This is a genomic window from Spiroplasma endosymbiont of Megaselia nigra (genome assembly GCF_003987485.1).
Lineage (GTDB): Bacteria > Bacillota_I > Bacilli_A > Mycoplasmatales > Mycoplasmataceae > Spiroplasma.
In genome coordinates this window covers 1-11,157 of the sequence record NZ_RCOO01000024.1, presented here as the reverse complement: position 1 = coordinate 11,157, position 11,157 = coordinate 1, and the positions used below count along the sequence as shown (strand labels likewise).

The following is an 11,157-nucleotide window of genomic DNA, read 5'->3' as shown; positions in this document are numbered from 1 at the left end:
CTTTAGGTTTTTGTTTGGGTGAACCAGGGTCACAAAAATAAACATTAGTTCCAGTAATTTTTTCAATCCCTTTTCAGTTTGAAAATTCTTTTCCTCTATCAGTTATAATTCCTTTTATATTTTCCTTATAAAGTTTATTTTTAAAAATACTTTTAATTGCTTTATTAACTTCTTCTGAATTATGGTGGTCTAATTTAAAACAAATAGTATATAAACTTTTTTCTTCTGTAAAAGTTAAACAAGCAGACTGATGTTCTTTTCCAACAATACAATCCATTTGAAATCAACCAAAAGTCCCTTTTTCATGTTCTGCTTCTTCAATAAATCTAATATTTGTTAATTGACCACGATCAATCTAAGACTGCACCTCCTCTAAAAGTTTAGTAAAGTTCTTTTTTAATTTTACTTACTTTTTGGGGTGCAGTCTTTTGTTGGTTCTACATATTGATAAGGGTTTAAACAAACTATTGCGCTTGAACAAAATATCTTGCTTTGTAGTCATAAAGTAAACGGATTTAACTCTTGTCGAAATGGCTGATGAAGCTCTGGTGAAATTTTTAATGTTATTTTTCATGAATTGGGGCATACCGTTGATATTAATTTTAGTCGTCAAGTCAATGTTATTAAAGAAATTAAAGTTTTTTTAGCAAATAAAATTAAGAATGGACAAGGCTTAACGCAAGAACAAATTTTAAATTTATTTCATTTAAGTAGTTATTCTTTTAATAATCTTGGTGATTTTGTTGCAGAAGGATTTGTATATTGATTTTTAGCAAGTGATGCTTTGAAAATAAAAGCGTGAGAATTATGACACGAATTTTGAACATCCTATTTACCAAGATTAATAAAATAAATTATATTTAGTTTTAAATTTCTGGATTATTTTTTTAAGATTAAGTATCTTTTAATTAAGCATTAATTGTATTATAATATACTATAATTATATTATTAAAATAAATTATTAATATTTAGTGAGGTAGAAAAATGAAGATACATCCCCTTGTAAAAGAAATTTTAATTACTACTGAAGAAATTGATGAAAAATGTTTTCAATTAGGGCAACAAATTAGTCATTATTATCTTAATGAATATCCAGCAAAAGATAATACGATTTTATGCTTAGGATTATTAAAAGGATGTATTCCTTTTATGACAAAATTTATTTCTCATTTAGTTGGTATTGAATGTGAAACGGAATATATGGTTGTTTCATCTTATTTTGGTGGTATTAAGAGTAAAGATACGCCCCAAATTTTACTTGATTTACCAATGCCAATAACAAATCGCGACATTTTATTAGTCGAAGATATTATTGATAGTGGTAAAACAATTAAAATGATTAAAGACTATTTATATCTAAAAGGAGCACGTAGTGTGAAAGTTGTTACTTTATTAGATAAAAAAGCTGGTCGGAAAGTAAATTTAGTTGCTGATTGATATGGATTTGATGTTCCACCTGCTTTTTTAATTGGCTTTGGTTTAGATTATCAAGAACGTTTACGTAATTTGCCATATATTGCGATTGCTGATCAGAAAAAATTAGCAACATGAAAATGAGACATAAAGGACTAATAGACAATTAAATGATTTAGTTATCATTGGAGGAATAAATGAAAAAAGTAACGACAAGAATGATTACAATTAATAGTATTATTATTGCAATTTTTTTACTGTTTGCTTTAGTTCCATCATTAGGATATATTACGATTGGTCCAGTTAGTTTAACCTTAATGCATATTTTATTTTTAATAGGAATGTATGCTTTATATATTACAATGAATTTAAATTTAATTTGAGCAGGTTTAATTTATGGTCTTATTTTTGGTTTATCCTCATTAATTCAAACATTAATTTCACCAGGTCCAACTAGTTTTATTTTTCTTAATCCATTGTTTTCTGTTGTGCCACGGGTTTTAATGGGACTTTGTGTTGGTATTTTAGCTTATTTTTTAACAAAAACTTCGGTTAAAGTTGAAACAAAAATTTATACTAATCAAATTACAGAATTGACTTGATACCAACGACATTATTTAAAAATTTATAATATTATTATTGCTTTTACTGCAGCTACGTTAAATACTATTTTTTTTTTAGTTTTTATGTATTTTATTGGTCCTTTAATTTATAATGACCCAGATCAACAACGCTTTTTTCACACTTTTACTTGAATTATTTTAGCAACGAATTATTTACCAGAAATGTTGTTAGCGGTTGCTATTTTTTCACCAGTTGCATATGCATTAAAAAAACTTTATAATAATAATTAATATATTGAGTGCACTTTCAGTTTGAATTGCATTATTTAATAGAAAATTATAAAATTAAAAAAGAAAGAAGCGAAAAAACAGTGAAACAATCAACAGTTCTTATTTTTATAAAAATTATTTTATTTTTGTTATTATCTCCAATTTTATATTTTTGATATCTATTATCATGACCATTAGCTTATTTTTTTACTCGCTTTCGTTCATCAAGTGAGTTTACAGCGCAATTACAAAATAATAATAATGAATGACTAAATATTATTGTAATTATTTTGTTATGAATTTTTTTTTTCATTTATTATTGCATTTTTATTTTTATTTTATTCTTTAGCGCAATACTTACGAGTTTATCAAACATTGCCTAATGCATTACGTAGTTTATTTGGTTTAGCATGGATTATTTTATTTTTTCAGAAAGTTTTAAAAATTAAATCTTAATTATAATGAAGTAAGATAAAATAATGTTATAACAGAGAGGAAGGTTTGTATGAAAAAGAAAATTGCAATTTTAGGAGATTCACTAACTTTTGGTTATTTACCGATGGGAACTGGCAAAATGGCAGATGCTGATAATTGACCAGTAAAATTAGAAAATTTATTAACAAAATATTATCAAACAGGAGAAATTGAAATTCAAACTGATGCCCAACCAGGACGAACAATTATTAAGCCATTAATTGATTTTGGTTTTCCCCAAGATAATGGAATGGACAATTTATCAGTTTTATATCAAAAAACACATCCAATTTATTTATTCATGATTTTTTTAGGAACAAATGATTATTTTGGTTATGATGCTTATGCAAAATTAAAAGAAATTCCAGATTATCCAATTGAAACAAAAATTGTTGATTCATTAGGGGAATTGATTAATAAAATAAAAGTATTGCATAAAGATAATAAAGAAGAAGTGAATTATCATGTTTTAGTAGTTTGCCCACCAAAAGTATTAACATTGCATGATGGTGAATTGTTGACATCCTTACCAGAAGCTTATCAAAAATATTGTGCAAAATTAAATATTCCTGTTGTTAATTTACAATTATCAGCAAATCCACATCCCGAAGATCAAAATGAATATGATGGTATTCATTATACACCAATGGAAACAATGCCTGTTGCCCAAACCATTTTTGATGTTATTGTTGCAGAAAATTTATTAAATTTAAATTAATTTTAGTAACAAGCAATTAGAAAGGAATTAAGCATAAATGATTATTGGTGTTTATGGTTATATTGGAGTAGGAAAAACAAGTGCCTGTGAATACTTACAAAATAAATATCATTTCACTTATTTAAATGCGGATAAAATTGCAAAAGAAATTATGCAAGAGCCAACCGTTTTGCTTTTTTTAGAGCAAACTTTTCCGGGAATAGTTATTAATGGTGTTCTTAATCGTGAGCGTTTACGAACAATTATTTTTACTAATCCTCTTGCTAACAATAAGTTGAATAATTATTTATGACCAAAAGTTAATCAACAAATTATTACAATTATTAATAATAATCCAAACCAAAAATTTTTAATTGAAGCAATTGGTTTAAGCACATTAGCGCTTTCTTTTACAGCAAAAATATTTATTACTGCTAGTAAAAAGAACATTATTACGCGAATTAATGCTCGTGATCAACAATCATCAGAACAAATAGAACAGTTATTAAAAATTCAAGCAACTTTTTTTAAAAAGATAAAACCCGATTATAAAGTAACCACTAACAAATCACTGCCAGAACTGTACCAAGAATTAGATAAGATAATGGAAGACATATTAGGAGATGAACAATAATGCACCGTTTTGTTGCCAATCAACTAGAAAATAATTACTTTATTTTAGCTGAAGATGATGTTAAACAAATTAAACAAGTTTTGCGTTTAAGAGACCAAACACAAATTATTTGCATTTATAATGGTGAACATTATTTAACGATATTAGAAGTACAAGCACCACAAAAGTAATTATTTAAATTAATTAAAAAATTACAGCAAAATCATGAAAGTCCAATTAAAGTACGATTAATTGCAGGTCTAATTCGGAATGCAAAATGAGATTATTTATTACAAAAAGCAACAGAATTAGGAGTTAATGAAATCATTCCCCTTCAGTTTAGTCGTTGTGTGGTAAAATTAAAAGGTGAAAATAATTTTAAAAAGATTGAACGTTGAACAAAAATTTGTAAGGAAGCAGCAGAACAATCTTACCGTAATCAAGTACCGTTCGTACATGATGTTGAAAGTGATTTAAGGGTGTTACAACAATATCAAAGTGATGTTAATCTTGTTTGCTATAAAAATGTTGCAGAAACATTATCAATAAAACAGTTTTTACAACAAGATTTTAAAACAATTACAGTTGTAATTGGACCTGAAGGTGGATTTACTCCACATGAAATTGCTGTTTTATCTTCATATCAATATTACCCCGTTTCATTAGAGCAACGAATTTTACGAGCTGAAACAGCACCAGTTGCACTTTTAGCAATGATTATGTATGAAAAAGAATTATAGGAGAAGGCAAAGATGACAAAAGTAGTATCGATTAAAGCACTAGTTAGTGTTGCAAATATAATATTATATACAGCTTTAGTACTAATTTTTCTAATTTTAGGATTACAAAAATGAGATATTGCAGCAGTAACTGGCTACAAAATTGGCTATGTTTTAATTGGTTTTGCTATTATTATTTTTATTATTTATCATTTAGTTCGTATTCATGAGTTAAAAAAGACACCATTTCAATTATTACGCAAACATATTATTTTTATGCAAATTTTTTATATTGGTCAATATTTGATTTTTGTGATTAGTTTATTTTTTTTAATTTTAGCTAATACAAAAGTTTTAAATCCAGCCCAAATTTGTATTTTTTGATATGTATGATTTCCAACAGTATTTGTTGGTACAATTGCTTGTTCAATCTTGGAATCAATTGTTCGTGTTGAAGAACGAATTTTTATTGTTAAAAAAAATTGACAAGATTCAGAACAATGAGCAAAAGAACAGGAAAAAAAATAATACTGTTTTAACAAATGAGCAGCAAGCAAAAAAGAGCGAAAATCCTTTCTTTGATAATGATAAAAATAATAATTAGTTTATAATTAAAAAAAGAGAAATTAATAACGGAGGATGAAAAAATTAAAAAAATATTAAGTTTATTAGGAGCAATAATAATTGGGACTACTATTGGATCAAATGTTGTTGCATGTATGCCTCCAAGAAATGGTGGCAACAATAATAATATTGTTGGGGACAAATTAGACTTGAATTCATTTTCTTATGATAAAATTATTGCCAAAAAATTTAGTTTAAAAAAAGATAATGCAATCGTTAATGATGAAATTAATTTAACTTCAGCAATTACAAAAGGAATTCAAAATTTATCTCCAGTAATATTTGCCTTGAGATGAAGTTAATATTACGGTTAACTTTTTAAATGATAAATTTACTTTTAATCAAGTTTATGTCAAAATGGAAGCAAAACCAGATGCAAAATCAGTAAAAGGTTCAGTAATGTGGGGAAATTTAGAAACAAAATCTTATGTTGATCTTCGTCCAGATTTAAAAAATTGATTATCATTAGCATCACCAACATTAAAATTTAAAGATCCAAGTGAATTAGATGCTGTTGCTACTAAGACATTAGGTGGCCCAGCCTTTAACCAAAGTAATTTGGATGGTCTTGGCTTACAAGGAACATATCATGAAGACCAAAAACGTTATATAGTTTCAGTTAAAAGCGGTCAAAGTAACTTTTTCCTAACAAGTGAAATTATTTTTAATGTTTATATGAAATAACTAATTTACCAACACTTAACAAAAATGAAAGGTACATAGTGAGGTGCTTTTATGTTAAAGATTGGAACCATTGGTACAGGCAATATTGTGAGTGAATTTGTTGATGCTTGTCGTGATGTACAAGGAGTTAAAATTACTTCCCTTTATTCACGTAGTTTAGAAAAAGCTAAATTTTTTGCTTCAAAAAATAATTTATTAGTCCATATTGTAGATAATTTTGAAGATATGTTAGATTATATTGATATTATTTATATTGCTTCACCAAATGGTTTGCATTATCAACAAGCAAAGTATTTTTTGCAACAACAAAAGCATGTTTTAGTTGAAAAACCGGCAACTTTTTTTGCACATGAATTAATTGAATTAAAACAAATAGCAGAAATTAATAATGTTTTTTTGATGGAAGCTTTTAAACCCTTACATTTGCCAGCTTATCAAATTTTACAAACAAATGTTAATAAAATTAAACCTTTTTTAGCTTGTTTTCATTGCAACCAGTATTCAAGTCGAATGAAAGAAGTTTTATTAGACCAATATAATTCTGTTTTTGATGAGACTTTAGGAAAAGGTTCTTTATATGATATGTTAATTTATCCTGTTGAATTAGCAGTTGCTTTATTTGGGCCAGTCAAAGATGTTAAAGCAATGAGTCATAAGTTAAAGAATGGTGTTGATATTAATAATGCTGTTCTTTTACAACATAGTAATAATATTTTAACTAGTATTGTTTGTTCAAAAGCATCGACAGGAATTAGTCCTAGTGAAATTTTAAGTTATGATACTACAATTAATGTTACTAATCTAACAAAATTAGAAGCAATTACAAAATATAATAGCCTTACAAATCAAACAACAGTTTTACCATTAGGATCAGAACATAATAATAAAATGTACTATGAATTACAGTATTTTATTAATATAATAAATAGTGAGAACTATTCGGAAATGAAGCGGTTATTAGATTACTCAATTGCGGCGATTCGTGTTTTAGAAGCAGTTCAAATCAATGAAGAACAACGGGGAGAATTATTAAATGAAATTAAATAAATATATTGATCATACTTTATTGAAACCAGATGCAACTATAGTAGAGATTAAAAAATTATGTGCTGAAGCAAAAGAATATGATTTTGCATCCGTTTGTATTAATCCAACTTATGTTCAATTAGCGCATAATTTATTACAAAATACTACAGTTAATGTTTGCGTTGTGGTGGGTTTTACATTGGGAGCGAATGCTACCATAACAAAAGTGACAGAAATTTCAACGGCATTAGCCGAAGGAGCAACAGAAATTGATATGGTAATGAATATTAGTAAGTTTAAATCAAATAATTATGATTTAGTTCGTGCCGATATGGCAGCATGTAAAAAAGCAGCTGGGCAACATATTGTAAAAGTAATATTAGAAACATGCTTATTATCTGATACAGAAATTATTAAAGCGTGTCAGTTAGCAGAAGAAGCAGGTCTTGATTTTGTTAAAACTTCAACAGGTTTTAGTAAAGCAGGTGCAACGATTGCCAATGTTAAACTAATGAAAAAAACAGTTGGAGAACGTATGCAAGTTAAGGCAGCTGGTGGAGTGCGTACTAAAGATGATGCTTTAGCAATGATTACAGCAGGAGCAACGCGAATTGGAACAAGTGGAGGTGTTAATATTATGAAAAATAAACCACATCGAACAGATTATTAGTTGACATAAAGCAGCAAAGGAAAATAAAAAATAATGTATTTTTTAAAAAACAAAAATTTAGAAGCAACTCTTAGTTCTGATCCGTTTGAATTAATTTCATTAAAAAAAGCTGGCAAGGAATATATTTATCAACAAGATAGTACATGAAAAAAATCGTGACCAATTTGTTTTCCGATCACAGGAAAGTTAATTAATAATGAATATCAATTAGCAGATAAAATTTATACGATGATGGGGCACGGGTTTTTTCGTGCAATTACTGCTTGAAAAGTTCTTACTTATACAGCAGATACATTAGTGGTTGAATATAGAGCAACAAAAGAATTTTATCATCAGTATCCATTTTTGTTTAAATTGGAAGTAACATATCAATTAGAAGCAAATAAATTAATTAATAAAGTTAAGATTACTAATCTTGACTTAAAACCATTGCCATATAATTTTGGTTGACATCCAGAATTTATTTGTGATGAGCATACTGGTAAAATTATTTTTGATAATCCACAAATAATTACCCATATTCCCGGTGGGACTTTTTTAGGTTCAGAAATGAAGAAAGAAACAAATTCTCAGTTTTTAATAAATCAATATGATTTTACAACTGGCCAATGTTATGCGTTACTAAAACAAACAACAAACAAAGTTTTAATTGTTGATTCAACTCGAGAAATTAGTTTAACAACAAAAGGTTATCCAAATGTATTAATTTGAAAATGTCAAAATGATGCAAAATATATTTGTGTTGAACCATGAGATGGCCATCAAGATGACATTAATTATCAAACAATTCCGCTTGACCAAAAACCATGAATTAATAAGTTACCATCACAACAAACAAAAATATATTGTTTAGAAGTAGAATTTAAAAAATAAAACCTCTTACTTGTTAAGAGGTTTTCATCAAAAATGAATATATTATGTAAAAAATTACAATAAGTTAGCAGGGGGATTTGCTTGGTGTCTAAAGAGGATATTAAGCTGTTCCATATAATCTTAGATTCTTATTGTAAGAGGTTTTTCATCATTCTTATGTATTAGTTTATAATTTCAGCAGTATTAATTTTGATAACTAAAGTACTAACCATTTTTTATTCATTTTTTAGCATCATAAAAATGAATAGGTGCCACATTATTATTTAACAAATATTTTATAGTTTTGAATAATTTAAGGTTTATATTCTGGTAACATATGGTAAACAAAAACACATCAGATTTTTGTTTTTCATAAAAAGTTATTTCATAAGTAGTTTAAATAATAATGTTGTCAACACCATTAGTATTATCCCGCAAAAACTTGACAAATGATTTTCTTTTTTATTTATTTATGTTTTATTTTATTGTTAATATTATTAGACTAATTTTATAAAAAATGTGTTGAATATAATGAGGATGAGAAAAGGGATAAAAATATTGTAGTACCTATGTGTTTATTTGGCTGTAATGCTTTATTTGAAAAAGGATTTATTTATGTTGACAATGATGGAATAATAAAGAAGGATTTTAATAAAAATGCTACTAGTTATACGGAATCTTTTATTAATAAAATTATTATGAAAAAATGTAATTTATAATGAATCTAATAAAAAATATTTTGAATATGTAAATTGTAAATGCAAGTGCAACAAATCTATTAACTAAATAATAACATATTTTATATGAAAAAAATAATTTTTTAATTTTCCAATATAAAATAATGTTATCTTAATTTAAAGTAAGACAGAAAGACGAGTGAATTTAAAATGAAAAAAATTTTAAATTTATTAACTGTATTAGCAATTAGTGGAGTAAGTATACCAAAATTAACAGCTTTTAGTTCATCATCTGAACAAAAAAAGGAGCAACATTCAAAACAGAAATAAAACTTTACTATAATGAAAATAATAAAAAAAATAAAATTATTTTTAATGATTGATATATAGAAAGCGATGGTTGACACTTATCTCATACATTTAATCTTGGAACAAATAATCCGATTAATTATAAAAAAATTATGTTTTTAGGTGAAAAAAGTGATTTTTTTCAAAAATTAGCTGAGGGGAAGAAGCATATTATGGAACAAAACTATCTTATTTCAATGACAGTTAAGTAAGCAAAAAAATAATTAATGCAAAAATTATTGATCCAAATTATGATGTTCCTCATTATATTAACAATGAAAATCGTTTTATAGTGCAAAGCTTCCAATCACCAGTTTTTCCATATTTAAAAGCAGTCCAAGAATTTGCTTTAACTTGATATTATGAAAATAATAATTTTTATATTCAAATTTTGTCATATCATTGAATAAGTGTTACAGGTTATTATGTTTATGGCGGAGCATGACAAGGAATTGGAAAAGGAATTAAATTATATAATATATAAATTTTTTATATGTAATTTTGCATAATACTTACAGACAAACATACTTTGCACTATAAAAACGATTAATTTTATGTAAAATAGTTTTGATATTAATAACTGACTTAATATAACACGTTCATCAATACTAAAATGCTTATAATTATTAAATACCTTTCTAAAGATTTTTTATTAAAAGGCATCGTGTACGATGAAGCGGCAAAAAACAACTCTTGTTAGGGTTGTTTTTTTATTTGAAATAAAACAACTCCCAAAAGGAGGTAATGATAATTAAACAACAAAAAATATGTGATGTTAATAATTGTTATCAAGTAATATCATTAATTACTCAAGAGTTTTCATCAAATAAAGTTTTATGAACTTGTAAAAAACATAAAGATTTATTAAATCGGACAAAAGATAAAAAACAAAAGCGATTTTATAAACGCTTAGAAAATTCAAAAATTATCTTTGATTATGAAACTGGTTCTTTAAAACTTTGATTTTACAAAACAACTTAATGCAGTGCGGGACGGTTATTTTAAATAACTAAGTGTTTTTATTCCACATAGGCGGTCTAGCCCAACGGTAATCAGTCCGGAAATAATAGACGCTTTAACAAGCGATAGTCGTGATAAGTCCAAGGTTAATATCAAACGACAATAAATATTGAGATGGCCACTTTATAAATAAATTTGCGATTAGCATTAGGCTCTTCAAGGTGCAAGTAGATTTATTTTAAAAACTGAACGCTTTGACCTGAAATGGTGCGGATGAAGAGAGAGAATTCTCTGGCTCCACAAAGAAAAAACAACTGTGTATTATTAAACATTCAAACAATTAACATACCGCCACCGCTCACCCCCAGTGAAGCGGATGGCGTAGTAAATAAATAGATAAATAATTATATAACTAATTCTCGCTTGGCACTTTCACTTGGGAGTGAGTGCCAGCGAATTAAAACTAGGAGGAATAATTTAGGAGGTTTATATGAAAAAGTTAAATAAAACTTGTCTTAAAAAAAGATATTGAGGTTATTGTTCAAAATGTAATCAAGAAAATAAATT

General features: G+C 26.6%; 16 protein-coding genes and 1 pseudogene. 16 read left to right on the top strand and 1 reads right to left on the bottom strand.

Annotated elements, in window-relative coordinates; all coding sequences use genetic code 4:
- Positions 1-352 (bottom strand): annotated as a pseudogene (locus D9R21_RS02130) (IS30 family transposase); the annotation flags it as partial.
- A 135-nt stretch (positions 353-487) separates the two neighbouring features.
- Here D9R21_RS02130 and D9R21_RS02125 point away from each other — a divergent pair.
- From D9R21_RS02125 to D9R21_RS02060, 16 genes are all read left to right on the top strand, one after another.
- Positions 488-853, top strand: coding sequence for a hypothetical protein (locus tag D9R21_RS02125; protein WP_126820907.1), 366 nt, complete (start codon positions 488-490; stop codon positions 851-853).
- A 131-nt stretch (positions 854-984) separates the two neighbouring features.
- Positions 985-1,572: a hypoxanthine phosphoribosyltransferase gene (hpt, locus tag D9R21_RS02120; RefSeq protein WP_126820906.1), complete on the top strand. Its 588-nt coding sequence runs from the start codon at positions 985-987 to the stop codon at positions 1,570-1,572.
- A gap of 38 nt (positions 1,573-1,610) precedes the next feature.
- Positions 1,611-2,267 (top strand): ECF transporter S component, encoded by a 657-nt coding sequence (locus D9R21_RS02115; protein WP_126820905.1) that lies wholly within the window; start codon positions 1,611-1,613, stop codon positions 2,265-2,267.
- A 484-nt stretch (positions 2,268-2,751) separates the two neighbouring features.
- Entirely contained in the window at positions 2,752-3,438 is a 687-nt protein-coding gene (locus D9R21_RS02105) for a GDSL-type esterase/lipase family protein (protein WP_126820904.1), read from the top strand.
- Positions 3,439-3,475: 37 nt separating this feature from the next.
- Positions 3,476-4,051, top strand: a complete 576-nt coding sequence (gene coaE, locus D9R21_RS02100) for a dephospho-CoA kinase (protein WP_126820903.1) — start codon at positions 3,476-3,478, stop codon at positions 4,049-4,051.
- Positions 4,051-4,221, top strand: coding sequence for a hypothetical protein (locus D9R21_RS08175; RefSeq protein ID WP_241568672.1), 171 nt, complete (start codon positions 4,051-4,053; stop codon positions 4,219-4,221). Before coaE ends, D9R21_RS08175 begins: the two co-directional genes overlap by 1 nt.
- Complete coding sequence (locus D9R21_RS02095) at positions 4,222-4,770, top strand: RsmE family RNA methyltransferase (protein ID WP_334199034.1); 549 nt, start codon at positions 4,222-4,224, stop codon at positions 4,768-4,770.
- Positions 4,771-4,782: 12 nt separating this feature from the next.
- Positions 4,783-5,277 (top strand): hypothetical protein, encoded by a 495-nt coding sequence (locus D9R21_RS02090; protein WP_241568671.1) that lies wholly within the window; start codon positions 4,783-4,785, stop codon positions 5,275-5,277.
- 191 nt (positions 5,278-5,468) lie between these two features.
- Positions 5,469-5,675: a hypothetical protein gene (locus D9R21_RS08170; RefSeq protein WP_241568670.1), complete on the top strand. Its 207-nt coding sequence runs from the start codon at positions 5,469-5,471 to the stop codon at positions 5,673-5,675.
- A complete protein-coding gene (locus D9R21_RS08165; protein WP_241568669.1) occupies positions 5,656-6,057 on the top strand; it encodes a hypothetical protein in 402 nt (133 codons plus the stop codon). The genes D9R21_RS08170 and D9R21_RS08165 overlap by 20 nt, the downstream gene beginning before the upstream one ends.
- 51 nt (positions 6,058-6,108) lie before the next feature.
- Positions 6,109-7,104 carry a Gfo/Idh/MocA family protein gene (locus D9R21_RS02080; RefSeq protein WP_126820902.1) on the top strand — a complete coding sequence of 332 codons (996 nt, stop codon included), beginning with the start codon at positions 6,109-6,111 and terminating at the stop codon, positions 7,102-7,104.
- A complete protein-coding gene (gene deoC / locus D9R21_RS02075) occupies positions 7,091-7,753 on the top strand; it encodes a deoxyribose-phosphate aldolase (protein WP_126820901.1) in 663 nt (220 codons plus the stop codon). Before D9R21_RS02080 ends, deoC begins: the two co-directional genes overlap by 14 nt.
- A 33-nt stretch (positions 7,754-7,786) precedes the next feature.
- Positions 7,787-8,626: an aldose epimerase family protein gene (locus D9R21_RS02070; protein ID WP_126820900.1), complete on the top strand. Its 840-nt coding sequence runs from the start codon at positions 7,787-7,789 to the stop codon at positions 8,624-8,626.
- A 548-nt stretch (positions 8,627-9,174) separates the two neighbouring features.
- Positions 9,175-9,324 (top strand): hypothetical protein, encoded by a 150-nt coding sequence (locus tag D9R21_RS06885; RefSeq protein WP_158613845.1) that lies wholly within the window; start codon positions 9,175-9,177, stop codon positions 9,322-9,324.
- 598 nt (positions 9,325-9,922) lie between these two features.
- Complete coding sequence (locus D9R21_RS08160) at positions 9,923-10,114, top strand: hypothetical protein (protein WP_241568668.1); 192 nt, start codon at positions 9,923-9,925, stop codon at positions 10,112-10,114.
- Positions 10,115-10,374: 260 nt separating this feature from the next.
- The gene (locus D9R21_RS02060) at positions 10,375-10,611 is read left to right on the top strand and encodes a hypothetical protein (protein WP_126820899.1); all 237 of its coding nucleotides are present in this window, start codon (positions 10,375-10,377) and stop codon (positions 10,609-10,611) included.
- Positions 10,612-11,157: the final 546 nt, after the last annotated feature.